Below are 25,538 nucleotides of genomic sequence, written 5' to 3' on the forward strand. Positions count from 1 at the left end.
TTCCTCAATAGATATCCGGCTCGCCGGCATTTTTGCCGAAACCGGTTTCCAGAAAATCGAAATCGCAGCCTTGGTCGGCCTGGGTCACGTGGCGGGAGAACATCCAGCCGTAACCGCGCTGGAAGCGGGGTTCAGGCGCCTTCCATTCGGCCTTGCGGCGGGCAAGCTCATCCTCGCCGACCAGCATGTCCAGTTGACGATTGGGCAGATCGAGACGGACGATATCGCCGTTTTTCAGAAGCGACAGCGGCCCGCCGACATAGCTCTCCGGCGACACGTGCAGCACGCAGGCACCGTAGGATGTGCCGGACATGCGGGCATCGGAGATGCGCAGCATGTCGCGGTGGCCTTTTTTGATCAGGGCTTTGGGGATGGGCAACATGCCCCATTCGGGAAAGCCGGGTCCGCCGAGAGGGCCGGCATTGCGCAGCACGAGAACATGGTCGGGCGTGACATCGAGATTCTCGTCGTCGATTGCCTTCTTCATCTCCGGGTAGCTGTCAAACACCATGGCCGGGCCCTGGTGCACATGGTACTTCGGATCGCAGGCGGCAGGTTTGATCACAGCCCCGTCGGGACAGAGATTGCCGCGCACCACGGCGAGCGATCCCTCATGATAGACCGGGTTGGAAAGCGGGCGGATGACGTCGTCGTTATAGACCTGCGCACCCTCGAGGTTTTCACCCATGGTCTTGCCGGTAACGGTCAAGGCGGAAAGTTCGAGCCGATCCTCGATCTGCTTCATCAGCGCGCGCAAACCGCCAGCATAGAAAAAGTCCTCCATCAGGTAGTCTTTTCCGGAGGGCCGGACATTGGCGATGAGAGGCGTGACGCGGCCGAGTGCATCAAGGTCGTCGAGCGTCAGGTTGACGCCGGCGCGGCGCGCCATGGCGATCAGGTGCACGATGGCATTGGTGGAACAGCCCGTGGCCATGGCAACGATCGCGGCATTACGGCAGGCGGCGTCGGTGATGATCTGGTCGGGGGTGAGATCTTCCCAGACCATGTCGACGATGCGACGGCCGCAAGAGGCCGACATGCGCTGGTGGTTGGCATCAACGGCCGGGATCGACGAGGCGCCGGGCAGGGTCAGGCCCATGGCATCGGCAATCGCGGTCATGGTCGAGGCGGTGCCCATGGTCATGCAGGTGCCGGCGGAGCGGGCGATGCCGCCCTGTACGCCCAGCCATTCCTCATCGGTAACGTTGCCGGCACGGCGTTCGTCCCAGTATTTCCAAGCGTCGGAGCCTGACCCCAGCACCTTGCCGGCATAATTGCCGCGCAGCATCGGGCCGGCCGGCAGGTAGATCATCGGCACGCCGGCGGAAATCGCCCCCATCACGAGGCCGGGCGTGGTCTTGTCGCAACCGCCCATCAGCACCACGCCGTCGAGCGGGTGCGAGCGGATCATCTCCTCCGTTTCCATCGCCAGCATGTTGCGGTAGAGCATGGAGGTCGGCTTGGTGAAGCTCTCATCGACGGAGAGCGACGGCATCTGCACCGGGAAGCCGCCGGCCTGGCTGACGCCGCGTTTCACGTCCTGCACGCGTTCCTTGAAATGCGAATGACAGGTGTTGAGTTCCGACCAGGTATCGAGAATGCCAATGATTGGTTTGTCGCGAAAGTCCTCTTCCGCATAGCCAAGCTGCATCATGCGCGACCGGTGACCGAAGCTTCGCAGGTCGTCGGGCGCGAACCAGCGGGCGCTTCGCAGCGTTTCGGGCGTCTTTGTTTTCGTCATGGGAATGACCTTCTCGGGAATGCGAAGGAACAGCCTGACGCTATTCCTTCATGCCCCATTTCTGGATGGTGTGGCGTTCGATCGTCTGGAAAACCAGGTTTTCGACGATAAGGCCGATGATGATGACGGTGAGCAGGCCGGCGAACACGGCCGGGATGTCGAGCAGGTTGCGGTTCTCGAAAATGAACCAGCCGAGACCGCCCTGTCCGGACGAGACGCCGAAGACAAGTTCGGCGGCGATCAGCGTGCGCCAGGCAAAGGCCCAACCGATCTTGAGGCCGGTGAGGATGGACGGGAAGGCAGCCGGCACGAGGATGCGTAGCACGTAGGAAATGCCGGTGAGACCATAGTTGGCCCCGACCATGCGCAAGGTGCGCGATACGCCAAGGAAGCCGGAATGCGTGTTGAGGGCAACGGCCCAGAGCACCGAGTGGACGAGCACGAAAACCAGGCTGGAGGCACCCAGCCCGAACCAGATCAACGCCAGCGGCAGCAGCGAGATCGCCGGCAGTGGGTTGAACATTGCCGTCATGGTTTCGAGGAAATCGGTGCCGATGCGGGTGTTGATGGCAAGCACGGTCAGGAACGCGGCAAGCACGGTGCCGACAGCATAACCCATGAACAGGATCTGCAGCGTCGTCCAGATACGGGCCAGCAGCGTGCCGTCGGCAAAGCGGTCGATCAGCGTGGCGATCGTGTCGGTGAGCGTCGGGAACAGCAACGGGTTGTCGAGATAGGAGGAGTAGACCTGCCAGATGATGGCGAGCGTCAGGATCAGCAGCGTCTTGCGCAATGCTCCGATGCCCCACAGGGTCTCGAAGGCGCTGAGCTTCTGTTCCACCGGCTTGATGTTGTCAAGGGGTTTGTTGGCCTCGACATCGGCCGCCAGAATGATGTTTGCGGACAGCATGGCTCTATTCCTTGTGACCGGGCTCGTTCGAGAACAGCAGGTTATGGATGTCGCGCTCGAGGGCTGCAGCGCTGCCGTCCTCGTGGCTGATCTTGTCGACATCGACGACCTCTGCCTTCACCCGGCCGGGATGCGGCGAGAGTAGCAGGATTCGGTTGGAAATCTTGATCGCCTCGGCGATCGAGTGGGTAACGAAGATGACCGTGAACTTGGTGTCTTCCCAGAGCTGCAGCAGTTCGTCCTGCATCTGCCGGCGGGTCAACGCGTCAAGGGCGGCGAACGGTTCGTCCATCAGCAGGATGTCCGGCTGCATGGCCATGCCGCGGGCAATTGCCACGCGCTGTTTCATGCCGCCCGACAGCGTGTGCGGATAGCTGTTGATAGCGCGGGTGAGCTTGACCTTGTCGATATACTGGCGGGCCAGCGCCTCGGCTTCGGCCTTCGGCAGCTTGCGGGCGACCAGAAGCGGGAACATGACGTTTTCCAGCACCGTCTTCCACGGCATCAACTGGTCGAATTCCTGGAACACCATCATGCGATCCGGCCCGGGACACTTCACCTGACGGCCGTTGATGTGGATCGTGCCTGCAGATGGCGTCATGTAACCGCCGACGGCCTTGAGCAGCGTGGACTTGCCGCAGCCGGAAGGGCCGAGCAGCACGAAACGGTCGGATTCGCGGACATTGAAACTGACGTCTTCGGTGGCGGTGATGAGAAGGTTGGGTGTCTTGTAGCGCAGTGTCACGTGGTCAACGGACAGAAGCGGTGCCTTGTCGGCAGCCAGCGCAATGCGCTCGGCGGCGGCAATATTTGCCTGCATCATGGGTTCACTCCCTAAGAGGAGCAGCGGCGAGCGTGTCCGCCGCTGCTGGTGTCGCGACGGGCTCAGTTGCCGTTGAGATAGGCGCTGTCGGGCAGGTAATAGTCCGTCCAGGCCTTTGGCATGGTCTTCAGCGTGCCGATCTTGTTGAGATGTGCGGCAAACTTCATCGTTCCCTGCGGGTCGGTGCGCCATTCGTCCATGCCGGGTTCCTTCAGCATGGCGAGAAGATCGTCGAGGCTGGTCTTGTCGCCGGAGACGGACTTATAGGCTTCAAGCGCTGCCTTCGGATCCTTCTTGATGAAGGCGACGGCCTCTTCGGTTGCCGTTCGCAGTGCCTTGACCAGTTTCGGATTGGCTTCTGCGAAGGCCGTGGTGGTGAAGAAGGTGGCTTGGGTCAGGGCACCGCCAAGGATTTCGCGGGAATCCGTGACCTTGTGGACACCTTGCTGTTTCAGCTCGACATACTGGAACGGTGGTGCGGAGAAGTGGTTCTTCACTTCATGCTTGGAGTTGGCGATGGCTGCCACTGCATCCGGATGGCCGAGCTGCACGGTGTTGGAATCGAATTTCTTGACCTGATCGTCGCCATACATCTTGGCGGCCGCCATCTGCAGCAGAATCGCCTGGGTGGAAACGCCGACGGTCGGCACGGCGATCTTGTCGCCCTCGCCAATGTCCTTCAGCGATTTGATGCGCGGGTCGTTGGAAACCATGATCACCGGCTGAGCTGAGCTGGTGATGATGCCCTTCACCTTGCCGCGGGTGCGATCCCACAGAAGCAGAAGGTTGCCGGTGCCGGTGTTGACGACATCGACATTGCCGGCAAGCAGGGCGTCGGTCTGGGCGCCACCGCCGCTGAAGGTCCGCCATTCGACGGTGACGCCCTCGACGCCTTCCTTGGCAGCCTGCTTCTCGATGAGTTTCTGCGTCTCCATCACATGGCTGGCAAGATAGAGAATGCCGGGCTGCCGGGTGATGGAGATATTGGTCTTGTCCTGCGCCTGGCTCGGACAGGCCAAGCCGAGAGCCATAACAATTGCGGTCACGCCGCTGATCAACAGTCGCATGGTTTTCCTCCCAAGGTGCGAGCCCTCCCGGCCCGGGTTTCGCCTAGTGTGAAAAGCGAATAATGTATTGAAGCACTAAAACATCAGTGCATCAACCCCGCTTTTATGTTTTAGTACTGCGCTAGCGAGCAAGTGGATGGAAATGGCATGGGTAGTGTGATGAGGGGCAGCCAACTGGACCGTTCGCGGCAGGTGGCGCTACAGGTGCATGAAATTCTGCGGGAGCGGATTCTCAAGGTGGAATTGGTGCCGGGCACGATTTTGTCGCGGGCATCGTTGCAGTTGGAGTTCGGGGTCAGCCAGACGCCGGTACGTGACGCCCTGATGCGGCTGCAGGAAGAGGGGATCGTCGATGTCTATCCGCAATATGCGACGGTTGTGGCGAAGATCGATATCGACCATGCCAGGCAAGCGCAGTTCCTGCGGTTATCGATCGAACTCGAAGCGGTGCGAAGGTTAACGGAGGCTGCGCCCGCCGAGACCGCAGCCGAGCTTGGAGAAATTCTTGCCAGGCAGAAAGCGGTGGCAACGCCCGAAACCTACGACACATTTGACGGCATCGACCGCGAGTTTCACAGAAAACTCTATGAAAGGAGCGGCATCCTGCAGCTCTGGGCAAATGTTCGACGCCAGAGTGTTCACCTCGATCGACTGCGTCGCCTAAACCTGCCAATGCCTGGAAAAATGCAGATGGTGATCGCGGATCACGAGGCGATTGTTGAGGCCGTGGCGTCCGGCAAGCCGGAGAGTGCTGCGGCGGCGTTAAAGAAGCACCTTTCGGGTACCCTTTCTATCATCGACGTTATCAGTGCAGAATTCCCTGATTACATTCGACCATGACCGGAATTAGGCTTACCTGTCCCGCCGGAACCAGTTTTACCCGTTACCATCACTAATTGCATGGTGAAGTTCACATGGGCTCTGACAATCCAAACACCCCTGGCGCGATTGACGTCGAGCAGGAAAGTCACGGCAGTTCGTCACGCATGGAGTTCACGATTTCGAGCGTCACTGGCGGCGTATCCGGCCGAGTTGAGAGCAGTGGAATGAAATTGCGCTCGCCGCTGCTGGGCGGTCGGCGCAGAGAACGTCTCGCCAGCTCAGAAATGACCTCGCCGACGCTCCGGTGCTGCTGGGTGGCCATCGCTTTTGCGGCGATCAGAACATCGTCGTCGATTGCCACGGTCGTTCTCATATCCGCCTCATCAAGCATCATATAAAACAAGTGGTCGTCCTTCTCAATGTGGGTACCAAGGACGCTCCCATTGCGCCAATCTGTTCGCCGGCGAAAACGGTTGAAATCACATTCTCAAATGTGCGCAAACCAGGGGTCTCCGGTTCGAACTGCTCAAGGCGGCGGAGCTTGGACGCAACGAGACAGCCTCTGCAACCTTGGTTCAAAGATGGCACGCTAAGGTCAACAGCACCGCCCGGCAACCTCAATCGCGCCTATGACCGGACTGATGGCCAGTCCCCGAATTTGCGAAAGAATGCGCTGGAGAAGGCCGCCGCGCTGCCAAAGCCGACTTGACGCGCCGCTGACTTCACCTTCCCTCCTTTGGCGAGCTTCCGTCGAGCAAGAGTCAAACGCCATCCCGTCAAATAAGCCTGCGGCGTTGTACCGAGCAAATCGCGAAACAGTGCCATGAAATGGCTTCGTGACAGCCCCGGTGCGGAGTCCCGCTATCTGCTCATGGAAGTTGTTTCGAGTTAACGCGCCCCTTTCTGTACGCCATCTTTTTGGCGCGATTGCCGCAGGTGCCCATGTCGCACCAGCGCCTTGAGCCGTTCTTCGTGCGATCGATGAAAAGCCAGTGACAATCATCCGGTGGACACTGCTTCAGTCGAGAGAGTTCGTCGCCACGAAGCAGGTCGAGGGCTGACCATGCGAAGGTGCCCGTCACACGATAGATTCCCTCAAAATGCAATGTGTACGGGGATCCGGAAAGCGAAGCATGGCGCAGAGCCACCGCTGCAATATCGCGAATGACGTCCAAATCCGTGCGCAGCGGATCGAGGCCGCTCGCGATCGCCGAACCCGCCGCATAGACCGCCTTGCGAAGCGCAAGGACTTGCTCGAGCAGTGTCCTTTGCTCCGGCGGCGATGCGACGAACTCGTCGCCTATCAGGCCGACTTCTTTCGACCACGCCAAGACGTCATCGAAGGTCGCCAGATGGTCGACTTCCCAGGCCGTGCTGCGCCAACTGATGGTGTTGGCGAGATCAAGCGCGAGATTGCCTGAAATGCGGTGGGGCAGTGACATCGCGTAGCTTTCATTTGTTTCCTTAATCGGCGCCGTCGCCCTGGAACGAGGCGAGTTCAACGCAGGCTCTGATTGTCAATCAGGATGCGATGGAGCTCGATGCGCTCCGGCAGCTCGATTAAGAACTCTGCGTCGCGATCGAGATGATGAACCTTGATCGGATCGCCCTTCGTGAAGGCGGTCATCGCCTCAATGTCCGGCCAATAGGAGATAGTCGTGAACCACGTCACCTCGTCCCGGTCCTCTCGAAAGAGCTGGACGCCTAAGGCAACCTCCTGAAGCGGAGCGATGCCCTCGGCTCGCAAATAGGGCTCGTAGCTGTCGGCGACGTCGCAGCGAGTACGGCCGCGCCAGATACGTGCAATTGTGGGCTTTGTGACCATGTATGTCTCCTCTAGTTCGAGATTTCGCTTAGAGGCGCGGTCATCGGAGCGCCCGAGAGAGGAACTCGCGGACGAGCGGTAGCGCCTGTTCGAAGTGCGTTTCCAGTAGCCAATGGCCGGCATCGTTGAGAATGTGGAACTCGGCGTCCGGGAGATCGCGCTGGTAGGCTCGCGCCGACGCCTCCGGCATGTAGCCGTCCTGTGGGCCCCACACCACCAGCGTCGGCGGGCGGTGCTCGCGCAGATAGGCTTGATAGCGCGGGAACCAGTCGAGGTTCTGCTCCAGCTTTTCCATCAGGCCGACTGACACCATTTTGCGTGTTGGGGTGTCCATGAGCGGCCAATGCAGTTTCCAAAGGTCAGGGGGGACTCGGCTTGCCACCTCCTCCGAGACTTCACCGACGAACTCCTTACGAAATCCGTCCTCGCTTACGGCCGCGTCGAGAGGGCGGTGCTTCTCGGGCGACCTGTCGGCCCACCACGCTTTGATCGTCTCGTATTTAGGGCCGAGCACGTCTTCGTAGATGTCGCCGTTCTGAATTATCAGCGCGGCGATCCGCTCCGGCTGGGCGATGGCATGCCGGAGACCGATCTGCGAGCCGTAGTCGTGGAGCCAGAGCGCGTAGCGCTCCAGGCGGAGCGCCTCAGCGACATCGCCGAGCACCTCGGCGTAAGCGTCGAAGTCATAGCCGAACTCGGCGGGGTCAGGCGTGTCGCTGTAGCCAAAACCCGGCCAGTCGAAGGCTACGGTGCGCCACTGATCGGCGAGCGCCGGCATCAACCTCCGGAACTGATAGGAAGAGCACGGGTATCCGTGCGGCAGGAGCAGGACGGGAGCGCTCCTCGGTCCCGCTTCCCGGAGGAACAGCGTATGCCTGCCAATGGCGGCCCGACGATGAGTTATTTCGCGTCTTGTCATGCTTTTCTCTCCTAACAGCTTCTCCCGTCTATTGGAACCGTCATAATGCATTTAGACGGTTCTTGTTCCATTCTCCTGGATGCGCTAATGGTTAGCTGTCTGTCGCGGTTCCCCTAGCCAAACGCGAAGCAGCCATGCGGGCTGCTGCCAAATTCAAAGCCGTTGCGACTGGTAAAACAATGAAAAAGAGCCGAATGACATCATTGATGATCGAGCATCCCCGTTTTCTCTTGGGGGATTTCACAGATACGGATCGAGCCGCGTTTCTGGGTTACCAGATGGATCCGCGCTATCTCGCGCTCTATGACTTTGAAGCTTCAGACGTTCAGCGGCCTAATGATCTCTTCGATTTATTCAGCGAATGGAGCAAAGCTACGCCACGCACAATTTCCAGATCGGTATCTTCGACGGACGAAGGGGAGAGCCGTGCGGCTGCGCGGGGCTTCGTATGTCGAGAGACGACGCGCCAGTTCTCGGAGTCGAACTCGCTCCCGCAAAACGGGACCATTTCGCGCTCGCGCTCGATGTGGCCGCAGCGCTGGTCGGATACGGCTTCAGCCGACTGCGGCTTTCTACGATCGTCGGGAATACCTCAAGCGGCAACAAGCGCGGGGAGAAGCTTGCTCGGTGGTTCGACGCTAAGATCATCGCCGAACGCGATGGCCCCGAGGGATGCGCACCCGCGGCTTTCGAGAAGTAGACTGGGCGATTGATCGCGCCGCATCGGAGGCGTCGCCTAAGAATAGGCGTCCACAAAAACCGCACGTGGTGTCGTCGCGGACGCACTGACCGCAGAAACCGGCCGAGCCGGACCAAATTTGACGAAGTAAGCACTAACTGCGTTCTATCGTCTGGTGTCCTATTGCAAACAAGGTAACCGACCGCACGTTCGATCAATTTTGCGTCCCTTTGATGCATCTTGGATAGCGTTTGTTGCTTCCAAACTTGATGAGTGCAGAGCGATTAGCTTTCCTATTCGACGCCCTTTCACCCGCCTCTGTAACTAAACATATCAATTTGTATAAGGCTTCCCGAATAGCGCTCGTGTCGGGTTTGTCTAAGAACTCTGCTGCTTCGCGTTTATGAAGATTCTGCCAATCGTGTTGAGCAGCAGCTGGGCTGCCAAGATGGCCGTCGAGCCTGTATGGTCGTAATCCGGCGCCACTTCGACGAGATCGACGCCGATGATCGTGCCACGTTTGGCAAGCCCGGCGATCAGTTCCAGGACCTCATAGTAGATGAAGCCGCCATGGCTCGGGGTCCCAGTGCCCGGCGCGATCGACGGATCGAAGCCGTCGATATCGATCGTCAGGTAATAGCGTTTCCCAGCCTGAACACGCTCCAGAACGGCATCGACACCAAGCTTGCGGATCTGGCGGACCGAGACGATATCTGAGCCCTGCGCCCGGGCATAATCATAACCTTCCTTGGCGGTAGAGGAGACATTGCGGATGCCGAGTTGGGTCATGCCGGTGACCCAGGGTTTTTCCGAGGCGCGGCGCAGCGGACTGCCATGGCCGAAGCGAACGCCGTGGCGCTCGTCAACGAAGTCGAGATGCGCATCAAACTGCACGACATGGATCGGCTCCTGCTCGCTGAAGGCGTTGATGCAGGGAATGTTGACCGAATGGTCGCCGCCGAACACGACCGGAAGCGCGCCGGCGGCCAGGATCTTTCGCACGCCATATTCGATATTGGCATGGCTCTTCATCGTGTCGGTATGGACGATATCGGCGTCGCCGAGATCGACGATGCGTAGGCCTTCCAGGTAGGTGTCATAGGCGCCGGCGTGGCCGAAGGCGAAAAGTGTCGACGCCTCGCGAATGCCTCGTCTGGCTGTCGGAACCGACATCAAAGCCGACCCGACGCCGTCGCGCGGAGAAAATCGCTGATAGCAACAGGCATGAAGTACGCCTCACGGCCATGTTCATCAATGGAGACCGATGGCCGGCTGAACTATCGGGCACCCAGACCGTGCTGGTGTCCGATGGCCCGATGATCATGCCAGACTGCCGATGATCGCGGCCCCGGCAATGAGGATGACGAATCGGAAACGCAGTGCCGGAGGGTTTATCTTCATCGTGGATCATTGCCGGAAAACGCCTGACTAAGCCTCGACAATATAAACAATCGTCAGCGCAGCGGATGGCCGTTGTCGCGTGCCGGTTATCACCTTCCGAAGGGCGTTCCCGCTGATACACTGAGGGAACAGGGAAAAAATCTGATGTTGCCAGCGCCCATTCAGACCTCAGGGCGCCAGCAGGACGAAATTTGCGGATAGAATCGGACCAAAGTCCGATGCTAGAAAGGCCGCCCTTAGCGCCCTCTCATCATTTGCCTCGCAAAGAGGCGACAGGCTATAAATTGTTGTGGGAAACGATCGAGCGAAAAAAGCCCCGCGTAGGGCGGGGCTAGGAGAGCGGACTGGAAAAATGGAGAAGCGCGCGACATGCGTACATCCCCACGGCTTCGTGAACGCAAAGTTCAAGGAAAGGTTCCCAGAAAAATAAAGAGGTCGCTGCGATCGAAAAAAAGCCCGCCGAAACGGGCCAGTTTTGGGGGGCTAAACAGGGATCGCGCGACGCCTGATGGGCAGGTTGACTGGAGATCTCGCCGCACGATCCTTGCGCTCAACTTTGGGAGACCTGTAAAGTTCCGATGATGGAGCTAATTTTTGTCAGTCGCCTGGTTCGTCCTATCATTGCCTGATTGGGACCAAGTGCGAAGACCGTGGTGCCGCATGACGGTGGACCTCAGGGAACTGAGAGATCAACTTCGCGACCTCAGGTGTACTTATCCCGTCCCTGGTGATGGCCCTGCCGCCGATAAGGTTGCCACGCTGTTAGAGCAGGCTATTGTAGGCAAAGGCGCCATTGAGCACGATTGATACGCTCAAGGGCACGGCCGTAAATTTGCTTAGTCGATCGCAGCTTCTCAACTAACTGCCCGCGTCAGAGTGCCGGCCCAGCAGAGCAAAAATTGCGATGGGTGGAGAAGGACCCTGAGTTAGGACGAAGGGACCCTTCTCCGACTGATGGTGCAGCATCAGCGAGGCCGACATATAAGCGGTGGATGTCAATGAAATGACAACCAGATGCTATCCCGCCACCGCCCCATCATCGTCTGATGGGTTTTTGTCGTGATATAGATTGCCAATAAGTCCAGCGTGGGATGATGATGGCCTCTACGGCGAAGGCGCGCTTCACGGACTGAGTGCGGACTTCAGAGCATCCATATGCTTGAAGGGCTCGCCGTCCGGTGCGATATCCAGCGAAACGGTGATGCAGGAGACGGTGAAGGCAAGGCCGATCACGCCCGAACACCTCGATGATTTCCGCGTCGCTCAGATGGGATTTCGCCTCCCGCACCAACGCACCATCGGCCTCTGCCGGCAGTCCAGCGGCATCGACGAGGGCCAGAATGCTGAGCTGGCGCGGCGAAAAATGTGCGGGGGCATGGCCCGGTTTTTGTAATTCCTGCATTTGCTCGCTTGTCAGCCCGGATTTTACTGCGCCATCGTGGTGGTTGTGCAGAATATAGCCGGTGCGGTGCTTGTGGACCATGCGGATGAAGATCAGCTCGCGATTCTAGGGGAAGCGCCGAGCGCGTCATCTGTACGATGCCTAGCCTGACAAATGCTTCGGCCCAAGGCGGCGCATTGAAGATGGCGCGCAGCAGATTGGCGGTCTGCGGAGCACCCAGGATTTCGGTGTAGACCGAGTCTTCCACGTAGTCGATTCTTGCCATGGCGGGTCCTTCCGCGGCAGTCGGAGAGCACGTCTAAGAGATAAGAGGCGAACGGGCTCAGCGATACTCAACAACTCGTGACAGTGGCCGATCGGTATTTGCAACTGGGCCCGCCGGTCGGGTCCGGCTCGGCCAGCGCCTCGATGCGGGTGGAGATTTTCAATGGATGACGGCGACCGCGGCCACACCAGCTTCGTTAGCTGCCCGGAGAATAGCGCTTCTCAGCTCCCTGCTACTGGTTTTTCCCGTCATCACGTCGAGACACGCTTTCACCGCGGTTAGAAATTCCTCGCCATCATCTGATGGCCACTCCTTGATCAAAGCGTTGGCAGCCTCAAGAGCGGTTCGAACTATCAGCCGGCGGCTTGGATCCTCGAAGATGAGGATGACTTGATCAAATTCGGTCGACATGTCGATTTTCATAACGTAGTAACTCCACAAAACGCCTGGCCACCCGTATCGCGCGAGAACCTAAACGTGAGGGTGCAGACTGTCGTGTGAAAACCGCGTGACATGTGCCCGCGGTCACAGCGTCGCGCTCTTGGCCTGATCTAGGATCACGTCGATGAAATCGTCGCTGTCCAACACCGTCGAAACGACGCCGTTCTCGTGGATGAAAATGACAAGCCAATGCGTGCTGTCGAGCTGTACTGCGATATGGGCCCAATTCTTGGACGTTGCCGTCATGCTGGGCGGCTTGGCTTATATCCCGATCCGGGAGGCGACCAACGACTTGAAGCAGTCTGTCAGCATCCTCGCTGACAAGATGGTCACTCGGAAGGAACCGGAAGGAGCACTCAGCGCAGCGCAGAAGACCGCGCCAGGCCGATTCTGGCGTCAAGGAACTACGTGACGCCCAGGTGCCGCGGGAGGAACTGGACCGAGTGTTCGGCAACTATGACCAGCGCTTCATCGACCAGCAGCGCCAGATCGATGAAGTCAAGACGGCTCAGGGCTCGGTTTACGACGCTCGGGATATCTTGCTCGACTTGAGAGAACCGATCGATCGAATGGAGCGCCAGCGGCTGTCTGCGGCGCAAAATGGCGGCTAGCTCACCAGCCACCCGCCGGATAAAGCGCTACTACCGCTTGTTGGGGATCAGGCTCTATAGGAGGTGCTCCTCCAATTCATGCAGACGCTTATATAGTGAGCGACAACTATTCCGTGATTACCGCTATCGGTCTGGTATTTCTCTCTGGACCTCAAGGCATCGCCATAGGTCTCGATTAGTTCGGTTAAATGATTTGCCGTCGGCCCATAAGGGGCGATTTCTGGATGCCTATCCAGCAAAGCTTTCAGGCCGAATGAAAACTGTCGGACCTGGCTTCGTGCACTCGCCTACCAAATAGGCTGCATTTATTGCTGATCCTCGCAGGTCGAAACTGAATACGAGGTGAAGCCAAGCGATGGTGCCGGTCCCGCATTTCTGCCTAACGCCTCGGGGTGCACGGTTCGCTACGGGGGCAGAAAGTAAGGGCCGGCAGTAAATATGACGAAACATCGGCCGCCAGGACAAGTAAGTAATTAGGATACTATCCGATCTGCGCTAGTCGAACTTCAACACAGATTTGAAAGGGACCTCGCGAAGAACGCGACCATCTTCAGAAGTGATGACGAAGGACTGGCCGTCGACGACCTCACCAGACCGCAGCCTTTCCGCTAGAATTTCCCTCGCTCCGAGAATAGCTTCCTCTTCCGCCTTCTCAATTGTAGGGAGATCAATCCCCTCTGGATCTTCTTCGAAGTTTTCGCCATTTCGAACATGGAAATAAAAAACCGGCATGTTCAGTCCCTCAAAGCGTACCGAGTTGCTGTAACGGAAAAAAGGGCGAGAAGTTCCCGGCGAGGTGGACCGCGCAACGAACCGCAGGGCTTTGAAGGGATCACCACGGAAAGGGTTCGCCGCACGATCCGCGCGTCAAACGGGGTTGTGGACGGAAAGTTCCATCCGTTTGCCGTTTTTGTTTTCGCGCAATGTTGTTCAGCAAAAGGTTCGGGCCGCCCGCGGACGATCGCTGGATTGGCTCGCCAGTTACAAACATCAGAAGCTCGCTGCCTGACGGAATGCGGTAGGCTGCAATCTCCCAGCGGTTTTCGTGATCGACAAGCGCCAGCGTACGACCTGCTTGTTTGGCAGGCGGATCTCGTCAAAACGTCTTTGGGATGATGTTGTGACCAAGGTTGAGGGCCGCGCGGAGTTCCGAGAGTGTGCGGCAAGGAGGTCGCCGCGCGGCCCACTTGCCTTGCAACGGGTTCTTATTATGTTCTCGTTGTTTCGGGAGTCAATAGTCGGAGGTTGCAGTCGCGGATGATTCGGGGAACTAAACTCTTCGTCGCGAGTTACACGCGCGGACCGTGCAGCCGGGGGATTGAAGCCTTGACCCCACTAAAGTCGGATGTGCGGTCCACCCGTGTTCATCACCATCGAGGACGAAATCGCACCGGCCAACCTTGTTGTCTGGCCTACCCGCAGGTTGCCCCCACCACGCGGCCGGAGGTCGGATCGGTCTCGAGGGTCACCCTGTTATCTCGGAAATCATGGGTGACGGGCTGACCGGGTGCAATTTGGCGTACGACGGTTGCCCCAGTTTGTTGCCCGGCTTCCTTGTCGGTCGGCTTTGGTTGCCCGACCAGCGCGCGTGCAGCTACGGGATCGCACCGACCACGGGGAATTTCAGAGCCTGCGGAGCAAGCCACCAAAGCCGGAATGGTGCTGAGGAAAACAAGAATAGGCGTAATACGAAGTGTAGATCTCATGACTTTTGCCTCTTTCGTTCGATGACACATGCGCTCTGTGAATTGCGGTCAGCTTCTTTGTGCGGCGCAGTATTTCAAAATTTAACGCAGATATAAGCCACCTGAACGACGGGGCCGACGATTCGAGCTCCTTTCAAGGCGATCTTGCGGCGCGTTGTGATTGACCTTTAGCAAGGGAAGGCGCTGGCAATGCGCTCTCAGTTCCGGGCATGGGCAAGATCTCGCAGTGGTAGCAGACCAAATAGACGCGCGTACTCGCGGCTGAACTGGTTGGGCATTACCCCACGCTGAACGCAATGGACGACGCGTTGCCCTGTCCGGCAATCAGTAGCGATGGGGCATGCCGAAGGCGGACGCGTTTTCGCGTATTGCAAATGGGCTCAACGCCGTGGCCGCCTTTAGTGACAGTGCACGGATGCCCACTCCGGGGGATTGTAATATTCTTTGCGAGTACCCATGTCTTGGACCTGCCAGACAACCCTTTGGGATTCGTCCGTCGTCTTTTTAGCCGACGGCAAGCTGGCGCCCTCCGACTGTTTCGTGACGGGCCAATCCAACGAGTACTGATGATGCCTGCCGATTGGCAGGCAAAAGGAAACTCATTGAACAAGATAAACATCGCTGCCGCGCCTGCGGCCGCGAAGCCGCGGGATCGCGATGAGACCGTCGTTCGACCGACCGGAAAGTGGAAACCATATCCCTGCCTCCTCACACGCCGCGAACTGCAGGAAATTATCGCCGAACAGCTCGGCTGATTACGATGCTCACAAGAGAAGAAGACAATGCAAGTGCTCGTCAGAGACAACAATGTCGGGCCCTCAGGGTTCTGAAGAAGAAGATGCAGCGCGAAGGACTTTTTCGCGAAATGAAGGAAGGGCGCGCTTACGAAAAGCCGTCCGAACGCCGCGTTCGGGAAAAGGCGCAGGCGATCAGCCGCCATCGCAAAGCCGCACACAAGAAGCTGCAGCGTGAAGGGCTGATCGCCGCGCCGACGCGGAAGGCCTCCGCTCGGTAGTGCCCTATCGCGCCCCGACGCCGTGCGACAGTCCTCGAAAGGATAAACGAATGGAAGAACTCACCAGCCTAACGATTTCCGAAGAGCGCCTGGAGGATTGCCGCGACGTCATAGAACCTGAGCTTCAGGACCTGATCCGCAGTGCGCTGCAGACGGGTTTCTCGCGCGAGGAGATCCTGATCGCCGTCAGCGAACTGGTCGCCGAGGACTTCGCGACCGTGATGAAAACGCCGAGCGTCCATTGAGGCAATAGGCAACTTTGAGAGCCGCATATGAGCATAATGGAACAGCATGACCTCTTCGGTGCAATCGAGCCTGCGCTGCCGAACGGGTTTCGTTATACGCCGGATGTCGTCCCCGACAATCTGCAGCGGGCCCTTCTGGAAACGATGCCCGGACTTCCGTTCGCGGCATTCGATTTCCACGGCTTCGAAGGCAAGCGCAGGACGGTTTCGTACGGCTGGAAATACGACTTCGATACCCAGCGGGTTCGGAAAGGCAACGATATTCCGCCGTTTCTTTTGCCCGTGCGCGCGCTTGCCGGCAGTTTCGCCGGTATCGATCCCGACCGGTTGGAACAGGCTTTGGTGACCGAATATGGTTCCGGCGCTCCGATCGGCTGGCACAAGGATAAATTTGTCTTCGGTCGGGTGGTGGGAATTTCGCTTCTCTCTCCCTGCACATTCAGGCTAAGGCGACGCCACGGCGACAAGTGGCAGCGCAGCTCGATTATTCTCGAACCTGGATCGGCATACGTGATGGCGGGTGATGCACGAACTGTCTGGGAGCATTCCATCCCTGCGGTCGACAAGCTTCGTTATTCGATTACCTTTCGCGAACTAAATCCCGGTGCTTAAGGGAGCCATTGCCGCCCGCGTATGCGAATGGCGGCTGCAAAAATTCAGGCAATTCTCCTCGTAGAGGAAAATCATATATGCTCACGGGTAAGGTGAAATGGTTCAGCCCAGCTAAGGGTTTCGGTTTCATCACGCCTGACGAAGGCACTGACGACGTTTTCCTGCATCTCTCAAAGGTTGAGGAAGCCAATCTACCGACATTGGAAAGCGGAACCGCGCTTCAGTATTCTAATCGCTCCTTCTATTGATATCTCCGCCGCAGACTCCCGGGAGAGGGGCGGGTAGACGGGTATCTGGCCATAAGGTAAGTTACCGGTCATCGAGTTCAATCCAGGTGGGTGCATGATCACTCGTGTGCTCCCAAGAACGCGCAAACTTGACGACACCGCACGCCGTTAGCCGTCCAGGCAGGGACGGGTTCAGCAGAAAATGGTCGATGCGCAAACCGGCATCACGAGCGAAGGCGTTCCGGAAATACTTCCAGAATGTATAGATGCGCTCATCGGGATGGAGGTATCGCATCGCGTCTGTCCAGCCCAGGGCCACGAGGTCGGCGAACGCGGCTCTCACGTCCGGACGAAACAACGCGTCGTCCATCCACCGCTCCGGCTTGTAGACGTCGAGGTCTCTCGGCAGACGTTGAAGTTGCCGACGAGCGCCACTGGCACATCGAGTTCCAGCAGTTCATCCGCGTAGGCGTGCAACCGTTCGAACCAGCGGAGCTTGTCGTCGAACTTTGGGCCAGGCGCGGGATTCCCATTTGCAAGATAAAGACAACCCACGACGATACCGTCGATCGCCGCTTCGATGTAGCGGCTGCGGCTGTCGTCGGGGTCGCCTGGAAGTCCTGGACGCGTTTCGCGCGGGTCCTGATCGCGGACGAGGACCGCAACGCCATTCAAGGGTTTCTGGCCGTGCCAGATCGCACCGTACCAGGCGCGCTCTGTCTCTCGGGGGGAGACTTCTCGTGCGGCGCCTTCAGTTCCTGCAGGCAAACGACGTCGGCCTTCGCCTCGTCCAGCCAGCGAAGCCGCACGTCGAGCCCGTCCGTTGATGCCCCTGGCGTTGTACGGGGCGAGCTTCATCCGTCAGTGCTTGCGATCGCCCCTGTCGCCCTGGCCCGGCTTGGCGTCGTATTTGGCATCGTGGCGCGCGTCGGCTGACAGCGACCTCGAGACCTCGACGCTTTCCTTGAACTTCCCTTCCTTGTCACGACGGACATAGCGTTTGTCGGTACCGGTGTCGATCAGTTCGCGTTTGCTCATGGCGGGACTCCTTCGTGGTTGCTGCACACCAAAACGCGCGTGGCGTCCAAAAGATGCATGCGAATCAGGACTCTACGCAGGACTCGCAAAACGGGCGGGCCTAATCGCGCTAAGTCATTGAAAAATGATTCGTTTCGACTCGGAACAATTCCATGCCGATTCGCTTGAATCGCCTAGGTCGTGTAGGGAGATTGCGTCATGGTTGCTCCGCGAGCGAATTGGAAGGGCTTCATCAAGTTCGGAGAGGTTGCCTGTCCCGTGGCTCTCTACACCGCCGCATCATCGTCGGCCCGCATTGCCTTCAACACGCTGAACCGCAAGACTGGCAATCGTGTGAGGCGCGAGTTCGTCGACAGCGAAACGGGTGATCCGGTCGAGCGGGACGATCAGGTCAAAGGCTACGAGATCGAAAACGGCCAGTACATTATTCTCGAGCCGGATGAGGTCGCGGCCGCCGTACCCGAGAGCGACAAGACCCTGAAGATCAACGCGTTCATTCCCTGCAACGAAATCGACGACGTCTATTTCGACAAGCCCTATTACCTGGCACCCGACAAGATGGGGACCGATGCCTTCATGCTGCTGCGCGATGGCATGAAGAAAGCCAAAGTCGCGGCGATCGCGCGTACGGTGCTCTTCCGCCGTATGCGCACGGTACTGATCCGGCCGCATGGCAAGGGTTTGATCGCTACCACGCTGAACTTCGACTACGAAGTCCGCTCATCGGCGGAAGCCTTCGAGGAACTCCCAGATCTCAAGATCGAAGGCGAGATGCTGGAGCTTGCCGAGCACATCATTGGCACCAAGAAGGGAAGCTTCGACGCCAGTACATTTGAAGATCGCTACGAAACAGCCGTTGCCGAGCTGGTGAAGGCCAAGATCGAAGGTCGTTCGCTGCCGAAAAAGAAAGCGCCCGCAGAATCCAAGCAGAGCGATCTTCTCCAGGCCCTGCGCGAGAGCGCCGGTCTGGTCGCGAAGAAAGCGGAGCCGAAACGCACCGCCGCCAATGCCAATAAGGGCGCTGGCCGGCAGAAGGCGACCAAGCCTATTGTGGCTGCGAAATCCAAGTCTGCTGCTGCGCCGACGCGCCGCGCGAGCTGATCGGAGGAAGGAATGGCTGTCCGCCCCTACTGGAAAGGCTATCTGAAGCTCTCCCTCGTAACCTGTCCCGTGCAGATGATGCCAGCGATCTCCGAGAACGAGAAGGTGCGCTTCCATACCCTGAACCGCGAGACCCAGAACCGCTTGGTCAGCCATTACGTCGACTCCGTCACCGGTAAAGAGGTGAAGGACGAAGACGAGGTGAAGGGCTACCAGCGGGGTGAGAACGAATACGTCATTCTGGAAGACGAGGAGTTGGAGAACGTCGCCCTCGAAAGCACCAAGACGATCGACATCTCGACGTTCACGCCGCGCGACAGCGTCGAGTGGATTTGGCTCGACACCCCCTACTATCTGTCGCCCAACGACCCGGTGGGGCAGGAAGCGTTTTCGGTCATCCGTGACGCGATGGAAGCCCAGGACATGGTCGGCATCTCCCGGCTGGTCATCTCCCGCCGCGAACGCGCCGTCATGCTGGAACCACGCGGCAGGGGCATTGTGCTTTGGACATTGCGATTTGGGGATGAAGTCCGTGACGAGGATACCTATTTTGCAGGCATCGGCGATGAGACGGCGGATTCCGACATGATGCCTTTGGTGCAGCAATTGATCAAAAAGCAGACGCAGCACTGGAATCCGAAGATGGTGATCGATCCGGTGCAGGACCGGCTGCTCGATATCATCGCCGAAAAGAAGAAGACGCTGAAGAAGCCAACGAAGACCAAGGTCAAGACGCCGGCCTCGTCGCCCGCGGCGAGTAACGTTATCAATATCATGGATGCCTTGAAAAAGTCGGTAGCGGCGGAAAGCCGGAACGGCAAATGAGCAAACGCGCCAAGCCGTTGCTGCACGACGACAGCTTCACCGCGAAATCCCAGCCGCGCCGTAAGCGCGATCCCGCGCAGCCGAACCTTCCTTTCGATCCAATGCCCGATCGGGTCGAGCCATGCCTCGCACTGTTAAAGTCCGTCCCACCGGCAGGCCCCAACTGGGCCTACGAAATTAAATGGGATGGCTATCGCCTGGCAATTCACATCGAGCCAGGCGGTGTTCGGATCATCACCCGCGGCGGCCACGACTGGACACACCGGTTCCCAACAATTGCGGCTGCAGCTAAGGAGCTTGGGGGCGGGACAGCGATCCTCGACGGGGAGGCTGTCGTCCTCAACGGTGAGGGCCGCTCCGACTTCGGAGCGCTGCAGCGATCGCTAGGCGGACGCGGCGGCAAACGGGCCTCGACAGAGTCCATCCTATTCGCCTTCGACCTCCTGTATTTCGATGGGCACGATCTGACGAAGACTGAGCTGTCGCTCCGCCGGCACCTATTAGAAGATCTGCTCGATGGCGCGGTTGGTGCGATACAGCTTTCCGAAGAGGTGCAAGGCGACGGCGCCGAGCTTCTGGAAAACGCCCGCTTGCTTGGGATGGAAGGTATCATCGCCAAACACCGCGACAGCCCGTACCGCTCCGGCCGGACGGGAGACTGGCTGAAAATCAAGTGCGTCCAGAGCGAGAGCTTCATGATCATTGGGTACGAGCAGTCAGCCGCCGCGCGAGGCGGGATCGGCAGCCTTTTGCTTGCGGCTCGCCGCGGCCATGACTGGGTCTATGTCGGCGCCGTCGGCACGGGCTTCAAGGAAAAGGACGCGACGTACCTGAAGACGACGCTCGATATGTTGAAGACCAGGACGCCTGTGGTTCCGCTGAAGGGCAAGAACTATATCTTCGCCCAGCCGACGCTGATTGCCGAGATCGAGTTCCGGGGCTGGACCGACGACGGCAATTTGCGGCACGCGTCCTACAAGGGACTTCGGGAAGTTCAGGATAACGCGGCGGTTTACGCGCTAGATTGAGTGGCGGGCCGGCCCACGCAAAAAGGCCAGAATTTTTTCTGGCCGCACTCTTGAATCAAAATATGCCAAAAACCAAATCGATTACGTCAGCCGCTGATGACAGGGCTGGCTTTGCTGGAGGCGTCGTCTTTCGGCCCTCCCGTACCCATGTTGCTTCAAGGAGGATATGGCTATGGCAACATCTTACGACTATGCACCCCTCTTCCGCTCGAGCGTCGGCTTCGACCGGGTCTTCAATCTTCTCGAAAACGCCCAGCGTGCCCGCTCGATCAGCGACTGGCCGCCCTATGACATCGTCAAGACCGGTGACGACAGCTACCGGATCTCGATTGCGGTGGCGGGCTTCGCGCAGGACGATCTCGACATCACCTTCCAGTCCAATCTTCTGACCGTCACCGGCAAGAAGCAGGAAGCAGCAAACGAAGGCTACCTGCATCGCGGCATTGGCGGCCGTCCCTTCGAGCATCGGTTCGAACTTGCAGATCATGTCATGGTGAACGGGGCCGACCTCAGCAACGGTCTCTTGTCGATCGATCTGGTTCGCGAGATCCCGGAGGCACTGAAGCCGCGCAAGATCTCCATCCAGAGCGCTCCCGCAATGACGTCTGCTGCTCCAGCGCAGATCGAAGCGCAAAAGGCCGCGTAACTGCGTTATCCGCAGAACAGGGCGCCGTTGCGACGGCGTCCATCCATCAACATTCCGGGTTGGGAAGGAGAGAGCGATGAAACCCGATATGTTCAGACAGCCAGTTTTCATTCTTGTCGGCCTTGGCTTTCCGGCAGAGGTTCGCGGCGTGATGGACGCCTACCGGCATCTTGCCGAATGGCCGGCCTCGTTGCGGGACGCGGCGCACTCGGTGGCGCTCAGGGCATGCAGTGCCGCGTTGCGCGGTGAAATCGAAGCGGAGACCGCGCGTGGGCTCTTCGCCGCCTTTGCCGAGAAACATGATCTGCTGGCACCGGAAAATAACGTGATCCCCGCGTCGCACCTGCGGCGGGACAAAGATCCGCACGTGCGGTGAGGTGGTCCGATGATACACGATATGTTGCAGCAGGCGGCCAGCAACGCTATGGCCATGGGACCAACGATCCTGCTTCAGGGTGCGCAGCTTCGGAGGCCAATCGATGTGGTGAGAGCGCCGTCTCTCTGCGTCGATGACAAGCGAGCAATCCTCGCGGCCTGGGCATCGGATTTTTATGCGGTTGATTCAAAGCCAGCCCTCCGCCAGGTGCCAGGAACACCAGAGCCAGTCTCGATCGATGAAGTGCAGTCTGCCCTTAAAGAACTCGACCGGCGCTATGGCATCTGACCGATCGCGCGTTCAGGCGGCCTGATTCATCGACTTGGCAAGGCGCTTGATCGCCTGTTCGAGCGATCGCTGCCCATCGCAGTAGTCCTGCCAGGCACTCGTCTTCGCCAGGAGTGCCGGCACGGTGCGGATGGTAAATCGCTTCGGATCGAGATCCGTCTTCACCTGGCTCCATGCGAGAGGCATCGACACCGGAGCGCCGGGCCGGGCGCGCGGCGACAGTGGCGCCACGGCAGTCGCCATGCGATCGTTGCGCAGATAGTCGAGGAAGATGCGGCCGTTGCGTTGGTTCTTCGCCATCTTGATCAAATAAAGTTCTGGGTTCTCCCGCGCCATCTGCAGGCAGACGTCGTGCGCAAAACCTTTTGCCTCGGGCCATGCCAGTTTCTTGCCCTTCGCCACCGCAAGCGGCGTGACGACATGCAGCCCCTTGCCGCCCGTGGTCTTGCAGAAACTGACAAGGCCGAGTTCCTCCAGCCGATCACGCAACTCTCGGGCTGCCTCGACGACGGTGGAGAAGGGTACGTCCGGACCGGGATCGAGGTCGAAGACGAGCCGACCCGGGACCTCGGGCTGTTTCGGTTCGCAATTCCAGGGGTGCAGTTCCACGCCGCCGATCTGGGCGATGGCCGCCAAGCCCTCTACGCGGTCGATCTGCAGGTAGGGCTTCTTATCGCCGAAGACGGTCACCAGTTCCAAGAGGTTCGACGTTCCGGGCATGGCATGGCGCTGGAAGAACTGCTCACTGCCTATGCCATCGGGCGTCCGGATGATCGAGCACGGCCGGCCTTTGATGTGGTCGATGAGCCAAGGTCCGACGACTTCGTAGTAGTTCGCAAGCTCAACCTTGGTGACCGGCCTGTCGTCGCCAGCGTCGGGCCACAACGGTTTCTCGGGATTGGAGATCAACACGCCCATCACATTTGCCTTGCCGCCCTTCCGGAAGGATTTTGCCGGCGCTGGCTTTTCGGCCTCTGCCTCCGGATCAGGCACATCGGCTTCTACGGGTGAGGCAGGCTTCTCGGCGACGACTTCCGCTGCTGGTTTGTCTTCCCGCAGGCCCTTAAACGCTGCCTGGCGGACAAGGCCATCGGCGGTCCAGCCCGCGAACTCGATCTCCGCCACCAGGTCCGGCTTCACCCACACGACGTTGGCATCCTTCTTCGGCGACCCGATACCGGTGAACGGTGACTTGGCCGTTTCCAGCGCGCGCAGCTTGGGGAGCAGAACATCGACTTTGCCGGCGCCATAGCCCGTGCCGACACGGCCGACATAGACGAAATGGCTGCCGCGGTTGACGCCAACCAGCAGCGACCGGAACTTGCCGTTGGTCGTGGCATATGCGCCGATCACCACCTCATGGCCTGCCCGGCACTTCGATTTGACCCAGGTGTCGGTGCGGCCAGATTGATAGGGAGCGTCGGCCTGCTTTGAGACGATCCCTTCGAGCGAGAGCTTGCAAGCAGACTTCAAGACGGCGTCGCCGCCGGTTTCGAAATGCTCGACGAAACGCAGGCGTGGATCGTCGCCTGCATCGCTCAGCAATGTCTGCAGCCGATCCTTGCGCTCCGTCAGCGGCAGCTCTCGAAGATCCTCATTGCCGTCAAACATCAGGTCGAAGGCGAAATATACCAGCGCATCCGTCCTGCCTTCCGATAGCGCCGCCTGCAGCGCGGCGAAGTCCGGCGCCCCGTTTTCATCGAGCGCGCAGATCTCCCCGTCAATCATCGCGTCGGGCAGGTTTGCGGCGGAAGCAGCGATGGCCGGATATTTGCCTGTCCAGTCGAGGCCCTTGCGGGTCTTGAGCGTCACACCGCCGTTTTCGATACGCATCTGGATCCGGTAACCGTCGAACTTGATCTCGTGGATCCAGCCGTCCGTCGTAGGTGGACGTTCGCGCGTTTCGCAGAGCTGCGGCGCGATAAACTCCGCGATCGCGGATTTCGTTGGCTTTGTCGGCGTCGGCTTCTTCTTGGGCTTCGTTTCTGCTTTGCGTTCTTCCGCTGCAAGGCCGTGGTTGCTGTCCCACACGGCATCCGCCTGCACGTCGCCACTTTCGATCATGAACGGTTTTGGCTTCTTGCCCCTGCCGGCAGCGATCGCTTCCATCGTCCGGCCGGAGGCAACAGAGGTTGCGTTCTCTTCCAGGACTGCCGCGCCGTTGTCCTCGACGGAGAAATCATCGTGGTGTTTGATCAGCAGCCAGTTGGTGCGTTTGCCGCCGTCACGGTCACTACGCATCCGCACGAGAACGAAGCTGCCATGCAGTCGCTCGCCTTCGAGGGTGAATTTGAAGTCGCCCTTAGCAAGAGCCTGCTCGGGGCTCTTGCTGCCTTCCGGCTCCCAATAGCCGCGATCCCAGAGCATCACCGTGCCGCCGCCATATTGGCCTTTCGGAATCGTGCCTTCAAAGTCCCCGTAGTCGAGCGGATGATCCTCGACCTCGACGGCAAGACGTTTGTCGTGTGGATCGAGAGACGGGCCTTTGGTCACCGCCCAGGATTTGAACACACCACCGAGCTCAAGCCGGAGATCGTAATGCAATCGGGTCGCGTCATGTTTCTGGATGACGAAGCGGCGACGGTTCGAACCCTTCAACTTCGCCTGGCCGTTCGGCTCCTGCGTCTTCTGAAAGTCGCGCTTCTGCTTGTAGGTTGAGAGCTTGTCGCTGGCCATCGCGATCCCCGGTACACTTCCTTCATCCGCGTCGAATGACGACGGAGCTGAGGCGCAGGCCGGACAGGTGGGACGCTCGGCTGCCGTTTCGTTGGCCGCAAGGAGCGCGTTCATCATCCCTGTCACGTCCGGTTGGACGGCACGCGACCTCGCAACTGAGAAGCCCCCAGCGCGCATTTTGTTCCAATTCAGCCTGTCGAGATGCGGTAGTGGAACAGAAAACGCGTCAGCCGACCTGTTCGACATTGAGGGTGCCGGCGGGAAGCGGCCTGATCAGAGATTTCGCCGAGACAGAGGGATCGAGCCAGTCGGCCCAGGCGTCCCGCTCAAGGATAGCGATCTGCCGGTCATGGTAAGGTGCGATATCCGGGCCAGGCTCCGTTGTCAGCATGGTGAAGGCTTGCCCGACGTCATCCGTGTCGCGCCAGATGCCGGCGACGCAGAAGATCGGTTCCTCCTTCTTGGTGAACAGCCACTTGTCCTTGCGCTTTTTCCCCTTTTCCGTTGGATCGGTGAACTCGTAGAAGCCGTCTGCGATGATCAGGCAGCGATTGGAGTTGAACTCGCGTCCGTCCGATCGAAAGTTATACACCGGCCGCTTGTTTAGTCCCGGCCAGCTCCAGCGCCGCTGCACTAGATCGCCTTCACCCCGCGCGCCCTCGATCGTGCGGACGATCGGCGCCATGTCGGTGATCTTGATGTCCTCGCGTGCATCAACGTTCGGTGCACCTTCACCAAAACGGATCTTGATCTTGAGGTGGGCGAAATCCTCGACGATCGAAGCCACGTCCACCGTCAACCGATAATCATTGCACATGTGTTCCTCGCAGTCTTGTCGTGAAGCTGAGT

Annotated in this window: 31 protein-coding genes and 2 pseudogenes; 15 read left to right on the forward strand and 18 right to left on the reverse strand. The window is 59.1% G+C overall.

The window, feature by feature from the left end; translation table 11 throughout:
* Positions 1-4: 4 nt before the first annotated feature.
* From araD to J2X71_RS20165, 4 genes are all read right to left on the reverse strand, one after another.
* On the reverse strand, positions 5-1,741 hold the full coding sequence (gene araD / locus J2X71_RS20150) for an L-arabinonate dehydratase (protein WP_310384272.1): 1,737 nt from the start codon (positions 1,739-1,741) through the stop codon (positions 5-7).
* Positions 1,742-1,781: 40 nt separating this feature from the next.
* A complete protein-coding gene (locus J2X71_RS20155; protein ID WP_310384274.1) occupies positions 1,782-2,651 on the reverse strand; it encodes an ABC transporter permease in 870 nt (289 codons plus the stop codon).
* Positions 2,652-2,655: 4 nt separating this feature from the next.
* Positions 2,656-3,474, reverse strand: coding sequence for an ABC transporter ATP-binding protein (locus J2X71_RS20160; protein WP_310384276.1), 819 nt, complete (start codon positions 3,472-3,474; stop codon positions 2,656-2,658).
* Positions 3,475-3,536: 62 nt separating this feature from the next.
* On the reverse strand, positions 3,537-4,541 hold the full coding sequence (locus J2X71_RS20165; RefSeq protein WP_310384278.1) for an ABC transporter substrate-binding protein: 1,005 nt from the start codon (positions 4,539-4,541) through the stop codon (positions 3,537-3,539).
* Between the two features lie 147 nt (positions 4,542-4,688).
* On the opposite strand from J2X71_RS20165, the gene J2X71_RS20170 reads away from it, so the two are divergent.
* Entirely contained in the window at positions 4,689-5,381 is a 693-nt protein-coding gene (locus J2X71_RS20170; RefSeq protein WP_310384280.1) for a GntR family transcriptional regulator, read from the forward strand.
* A 127-nt stretch (positions 5,382-5,508) separates the two neighbouring features.
* Here J2X71_RS20170 and J2X71_RS20175 read toward each other — a convergent pair whose 3' ends face one another.
* The 5 genes from J2X71_RS20175 to J2X71_RS20195 form a co-directional block, all read right to left on the reverse strand.
* Positions 5,509-5,736, reverse strand: coding sequence for a CopG family transcriptional regulator (locus tag J2X71_RS20175; RefSeq protein WP_310384720.1), 228 nt, complete (start codon positions 5,734-5,736; stop codon positions 5,509-5,511).
* A 254-nt stretch (positions 5,737-5,990) separates the two neighbouring features.
* Positions 5,991-6,206 carry a helix-turn-helix domain-containing protein gene (locus J2X71_RS20180; RefSeq protein WP_310384722.1) on the reverse strand — a complete coding sequence of 72 codons (216 nt, stop codon included), beginning with the start codon at positions 6,204-6,206 and terminating at the stop codon, positions 5,991-5,993.
* Positions 6,207-6,232: 26 nt separating this feature from the next.
* Entirely contained in the window at positions 6,233-6,805 is a 573-nt protein-coding gene (locus J2X71_RS20185) for an ABATE domain-containing protein (RefSeq protein WP_310384282.1), read from the reverse strand.
* 56 nt (positions 6,806-6,861) lie between these two features.
* Positions 6,862-7,188 (reverse strand): hypothetical protein, encoded by a 327-nt coding sequence (locus J2X71_RS20190; RefSeq protein ID WP_310384284.1) that lies wholly within the window; start codon positions 7,186-7,188, stop codon positions 6,862-6,864.
* A gap of 40 nt (positions 7,189-7,228) precedes the next feature.
* Positions 7,229-8,107 (reverse strand): alpha/beta hydrolase, encoded by an 879-nt coding sequence (locus J2X71_RS20195; RefSeq protein WP_310384286.1) that lies wholly within the window; start codon positions 8,105-8,107, stop codon positions 7,229-7,231.
* 361 nt (positions 8,108-8,468) lie between these two features.
* On the opposite strand from J2X71_RS20195, the gene J2X71_RS20200 reads away from it, so the two are divergent.
* Positions 8,469-8,807 (forward strand): GNAT family N-acetyltransferase, encoded by a 339-nt coding sequence (locus J2X71_RS20200; protein ID WP_405049731.1) that lies wholly within the window; start codon positions 8,469-8,471, stop codon positions 8,805-8,807.
* Positions 8,808-9,164: 357 nt separating this feature from the next.
* Here the strand turns inward: J2X71_RS20200 and J2X71_RS20205 are convergent, their stop codons facing one another.
* Positions 9,165-9,959: an agmatinase gene (locus tag J2X71_RS20205; protein WP_310384289.1), complete on the reverse strand. Its 795-nt coding sequence runs from the start codon at positions 9,957-9,959 to the stop codon at positions 9,165-9,167.
* A 1,429-nt stretch (positions 9,960-11,388) separates the two neighbouring features.
* Here J2X71_RS20205 and J2X71_RS20210 point away from each other — a divergent pair.
* Complete coding sequence (locus tag J2X71_RS20210) at positions 11,389-11,580, forward strand: hypothetical protein (protein WP_310384291.1); 192 nt, start codon at positions 11,389-11,391, stop codon at positions 11,578-11,580.
* A 433-nt stretch (positions 11,581-12,013) separates the two neighbouring features.
* Here the strand turns inward: J2X71_RS20210 and J2X71_RS20215 are convergent, their stop codons facing one another.
* Together J2X71_RS20215 and J2X71_RS20220 are read right to left on the reverse strand one after the other, a co-directional pair.
* Entirely contained in the window at positions 12,014-12,277 is a 264-nt protein-coding gene (locus J2X71_RS20215; RefSeq protein WP_310384293.1) for a DUF982 domain-containing protein, read from the reverse strand.
* Positions 12,278-12,379: 102 nt separating this feature from the next.
* The gene (locus J2X71_RS20220; protein ID WP_310384296.1) at positions 12,380-12,541 is read right to left on the reverse strand and encodes a hypothetical protein; all 162 of its coding nucleotides are present in this window, start codon (positions 12,539-12,541) and stop codon (positions 12,380-12,382) included.
* A gap of 197 nt (positions 12,542-12,738) precedes the next feature.
* Here J2X71_RS20220 and J2X71_RS20225 point away from each other — a divergent pair, with 197 nt between their 5' ends.
* On the forward strand, positions 12,739-12,906 hold the full coding sequence (locus J2X71_RS20225) for a hypothetical protein (protein WP_310384298.1): 168 nt from the start codon (positions 12,739-12,741) through the stop codon (positions 12,904-12,906).
* A gap of 495 nt (positions 12,907-13,401) precedes the next feature.
* Here the strand turns inward: J2X71_RS20225 and J2X71_RS20230 are convergent, their stop codons facing one another.
* Positions 13,402-13,638, reverse strand: coding sequence for a DUF6894 family protein (locus J2X71_RS20230; protein WP_310384300.1), 237 nt, complete (start codon positions 13,636-13,638; stop codon positions 13,402-13,404).
* 680 nt (positions 13,639-14,318) lie between these two features.
* On the reverse strand, positions 14,319-14,642 hold the full coding sequence (locus tag J2X71_RS20235; protein WP_310384301.1) for an I78 family peptidase inhibitor: 324 nt from the start codon (positions 14,640-14,642) through the stop codon (positions 14,319-14,321).
* A gap of 572 nt (positions 14,643-15,214) precedes the next feature.
* Between J2X71_RS20235 and J2X71_RS20240 the strand changes: the two genes are divergently transcribed.
* The 5 genes and pseudogenes from J2X71_RS20240 (at position 15,215) to J2X71_RS20260 (ending at position 16,732) form a co-directional block, all read left to right on the forward strand.
* Positions 15,215-15,367, forward strand: coding sequence for a hypothetical protein (locus J2X71_RS20240; protein WP_310384303.1), 153 nt, complete (start codon positions 15,215-15,217; stop codon positions 15,365-15,367).
* A 27-nt stretch (positions 15,368-15,394) separates the two neighbouring features.
* Positions 15,395-15,627, forward strand: a pseudogene (gene rpsU, locus J2X71_RS20245) (30S ribosomal protein S21).
* 50 nt (positions 15,628-15,677) lie between these two features.
* Complete coding sequence (locus tag J2X71_RS20250; RefSeq protein ID WP_310384305.1) at positions 15,678-15,872, forward strand: hypothetical protein; 195 nt, start codon at positions 15,678-15,680, stop codon at positions 15,870-15,872.
* Between the two features lie 27 nt (positions 15,873-15,899).
* On the forward strand, positions 15,900-16,484 hold the full coding sequence (locus J2X71_RS20255; RefSeq protein ID WP_310384307.1) for an alpha-ketoglutarate-dependent dioxygenase AlkB: 585 nt from the start codon (positions 15,900-15,902) through the stop codon (positions 16,482-16,484).
* Positions 16,485-16,561: 77 nt separating this feature from the next.
* On the forward strand, positions 16,562-16,732 hold the full coding sequence (locus J2X71_RS20260) for a cold shock domain-containing protein (RefSeq protein WP_310384309.1): 171 nt from the start codon (positions 16,562-16,564) through the stop codon (positions 16,730-16,732).
* A gap of 61 nt (positions 16,733-16,793) precedes the next feature.
* Here the strand turns inward: J2X71_RS20260 and xth are convergent.
* Both xth and J2X71_RS20270 read right to left on the reverse strand, forming a co-directional pair.
* Positions 16,794-17,569: pseudogene (gene xth / locus J2X71_RS20265) on the reverse strand (exodeoxyribonuclease III).
* 3 nt (positions 17,570-17,572) lie between these two features.
* Positions 17,573-17,749 carry a hypothetical protein gene (locus J2X71_RS20270; RefSeq protein WP_310384311.1) on the reverse strand — a complete coding sequence of 59 codons (177 nt, stop codon included), beginning with the start codon at positions 17,747-17,749 and terminating at the stop codon, positions 17,573-17,575.
* A gap of 198 nt (positions 17,750-17,947) precedes the next feature.
* On the opposite strand from J2X71_RS20270, the gene J2X71_RS20275 reads away from it, so the two are divergent.
* From J2X71_RS20275 to J2X71_RS20300, 6 genes are all read left to right on the forward strand, one after another.
* The gene (locus J2X71_RS20275) at positions 17,948-18,850 is read left to right on the forward strand and encodes a Ku protein (RefSeq protein ID WP_310384313.1); all 903 of its coding nucleotides are present in this window, start codon (positions 17,948-17,950) and stop codon (positions 18,848-18,850) included.
* Between the two features lie 12 nt (positions 18,851-18,862).
* Positions 18,863-19,675 (forward strand): Ku protein, encoded by an 813-nt coding sequence (locus J2X71_RS20280; protein ID WP_310384315.1) that lies wholly within the window; start codon positions 18,863-18,865, stop codon positions 19,673-19,675.
* Positions 19,672-20,703 carry a non-homologous end-joining DNA ligase gene (ligD, locus tag J2X71_RS20285; protein ID WP_310384318.1) on the forward strand — a complete coding sequence of 344 codons (1,032 nt, stop codon included), beginning with the start codon at positions 19,672-19,674 and terminating at the stop codon, positions 20,701-20,703. Before J2X71_RS20280 ends, ligD (J2X71_RS20285) begins: the two co-directional genes overlap by 4 nt.
* Positions 20,704-20,875: 172 nt before the next feature.
* Entirely contained in the window at positions 20,876-21,349 is a 474-nt protein-coding gene (locus tag J2X71_RS20290) for an Hsp20 family protein (RefSeq protein WP_310384320.1), read from the forward strand.
* 76 nt (positions 21,350-21,425) lie between these two features.
* Positions 21,426-21,725, forward strand: a complete 300-nt coding sequence (locus tag J2X71_RS20295; protein ID WP_310384322.1) for a DUF982 domain-containing protein — start codon at positions 21,426-21,428, stop codon at positions 21,723-21,725.
* Between the two features lie 9 nt (positions 21,726-21,734).
* Positions 21,735-22,013 (forward strand): hypothetical protein, encoded by a 279-nt coding sequence (locus tag J2X71_RS20300; protein ID WP_310384323.1) that lies wholly within the window; start codon positions 21,735-21,737, stop codon positions 22,011-22,013.
* Between the two features lie 12 nt (positions 22,014-22,025).
* Here J2X71_RS20300 and ligD (J2X71_RS20305) read toward each other — a convergent pair whose 3' ends face one another.
* Positions 22,026-24,689 carry a DNA ligase D gene (ligD, locus tag J2X71_RS20305; RefSeq protein ID WP_310384325.1) on the reverse strand — a complete coding sequence of 888 codons (2,664 nt, stop codon included), beginning with the start codon at positions 24,687-24,689 and terminating at the stop codon, positions 22,026-22,028.
* 226 nt (positions 24,690-24,915) lie between these two features.
* On the reverse strand, positions 24,916-25,506 hold the full coding sequence (locus tag J2X71_RS20310) for an SOS response-associated peptidase (RefSeq protein WP_310384327.1): 591 nt from the start codon (positions 25,504-25,506) through the stop codon (positions 24,916-24,918).
* Positions 25,507-25,538 lie beyond the last annotated feature (32 nt).

This window comes from Rhizobium sp. 1399 (genome assembly GCF_031455475.1).
Lineage (GTDB): Bacteria > Pseudomonadota > Alphaproteobacteria > Rhizobiales > Rhizobiaceae > Rhizobium.

What these genes read in the sequence shown, in the direction of transcription:
- J2X71_RS20260 (WP_310384309.1), top strand. Translation starts at nt 16,562, where the DNA reads ATGCTCACGGGTAAGGTGAAATGGTTCAGCCCAGCTAAGGGTTTCGGT.
- J2X71_RS20220 (WP_310384296.1), bottom strand. Translation starts at nt 12,541, where the DNA reads ATGACGGCAACGTCCAAGAATTGGGCCCATATCGCAGTACAGCTCGAC.
- J2X71_RS20300 (WP_310384323.1), top strand. Translation starts at nt 21,735, where the DNA reads ATGATACACGATATGTTGCAGCAGGCGGCCAGCAACGCTATGGCCATG.
- J2X71_RS20250 (WP_310384305.1), top strand. Translation starts at nt 15,678, where the DNA reads ATGGAAGAACTCACCAGCCTAACGATTTCCGAAGAGCGCCTGGAGGAT.
- J2X71_RS20295 (WP_310384322.1), top strand. Translation starts at nt 21,426, where the DNA reads ATGAAACCCGATATGTTCAGACAGCCAGTTTTCATTCTTGTCGGCCTT.
- J2X71_RS20230 (WP_310384300.1), bottom strand. Translation starts at nt 13,638, where the DNA reads ATGCCGGTTTTTTATTTCCATGTTCGAAATGGCGAAAACTTCGAAGAA.
- J2X71_RS20215 (WP_310384293.1), bottom strand. Translation starts at nt 12,277, where the DNA reads ATGAAAATCGACATGTCGACCGAATTTGATCAAGTCATCCTCATCTTC.
- J2X71_RS20190 (WP_310384284.1), bottom strand. Translation starts at nt 7,188, where the DNA reads ATGGTCACAAAGCCCACAATTGCACGTATCTGGCGCGGCCGTACTCGC.
- J2X71_RS20205 (WP_310384289.1), bottom strand. Translation starts at nt 9,959, where the DNA reads ATGTCGGTTCCGACAGCCAGACGAGGCATTCGCGAGGCGTCGACACTT.
- araD (WP_310384272.1), bottom strand. Translation starts at nt 1,741, where the DNA reads ATGACGAAAACAAAGACGCCCGAAACGCTGCGAAGCGCCCGCTGGTTC.
- ligD (WP_310384318.1), top strand. Translation starts at nt 19,672, where the DNA reads ATGAGCAAACGCGCCAAGCCGTTGCTGCACGACGACAGCTTCACCGCG.
- J2X71_RS20185 (WP_310384282.1), bottom strand. Translation starts at nt 6,805, where the DNA reads ATGTCACTGCCCCACCGCATTTCAGGCAATCTCGCGCTTGATCTCGCC.
- ligD (WP_310384325.1), bottom strand. Translation starts at nt 24,689, where the DNA reads ATGGCCAGCGACAAGCTCTCAACCTACAAGCAGAAGCGCGACTTTCAG.
- J2X71_RS20200 (WP_405049731.1), top strand. Translation starts at nt 8,469, where the DNA reads ATGGAGCAAAGCTACGCCACGCACAATTTCCAGATCGGTATCTTCGAC.
- J2X71_RS20175 (WP_310384720.1), bottom strand. Translation starts at nt 5,736, where the DNA reads ATGAGAACGACCGTGGCAATCGACGACGATGTTCTGATCGCCGCAAAA.
- J2X71_RS20310 (WP_310384327.1), bottom strand. Translation starts at nt 25,506, where the DNA reads ATGTGCAATGATTATCGGTTGACGGTGGACGTGGCTTCGATCGTCGAG.
- J2X71_RS20280 (WP_310384315.1), top strand. Translation starts at nt 18,863, where the DNA reads ATGGCTGTCCGCCCCTACTGGAAAGGCTATCTGAAGCTCTCCCTCGTA.
- J2X71_RS20195 (WP_310384286.1), bottom strand. Translation starts at nt 8,107, where the DNA reads ATGACAAGACGCGAAATAACTCATCGTCGGGCCGCCATTGGCAGGCAT.
- J2X71_RS20270 (WP_310384311.1), bottom strand. Translation starts at nt 17,749, where the DNA reads ATGAGCAAACGCGAACTGATCGACACCGGTACCGACAAACGCTATGTC.
- J2X71_RS20165 (WP_310384278.1), bottom strand. Translation starts at nt 4,541, where the DNA reads ATGCGACTGTTGATCAGCGGCGTGACCGCAATTGTTATGGCTCTCGGC.
- J2X71_RS20210 (WP_310384291.1), top strand. Translation starts at nt 11,389, where the DNA reads ATGCAGGAGACGGTGAAGGCAAGGCCGATCACGCCCGAACACCTCGAT.
- J2X71_RS20275 (WP_310384313.1), top strand. Translation starts at nt 17,948, where the DNA reads ATGGTTGCTCCGCGAGCGAATTGGAAGGGCTTCATCAAGTTCGGAGAG.
- J2X71_RS20170 (WP_310384280.1), top strand. Translation starts at nt 4,689, where the DNA reads ATGGGTAGTGTGATGAGGGGCAGCCAACTGGACCGTTCGCGGCAGGTG.
- J2X71_RS20155 (WP_310384274.1), bottom strand. Translation starts at nt 2,651, where the DNA reads ATGCTGTCCGCAAACATCATTCTGGCGGCCGATGTCGAGGCCAACAAA.
- J2X71_RS20255 (WP_310384307.1), top strand. Translation starts at nt 15,900, where the DNA reads ATGAGCATAATGGAACAGCATGACCTCTTCGGTGCAATCGAGCCTGCG.
- J2X71_RS20290 (WP_310384320.1), top strand. Translation starts at nt 20,876, where the DNA reads ATGGCAACATCTTACGACTATGCACCCCTCTTCCGCTCGAGCGTCGGC.
- J2X71_RS20160 (WP_310384276.1), bottom strand. Translation starts at nt 3,474, where the DNA reads ATGATGCAGGCAAATATTGCCGCCGCCGAGCGCATTGCGCTGGCTGCC.
- J2X71_RS20235 (WP_310384301.1), bottom strand. Translation starts at nt 14,642, where the DNA reads ATGTGTCATCGAACGAAAGAGGCAAAAGTCATGAGATCTACACTTCGT.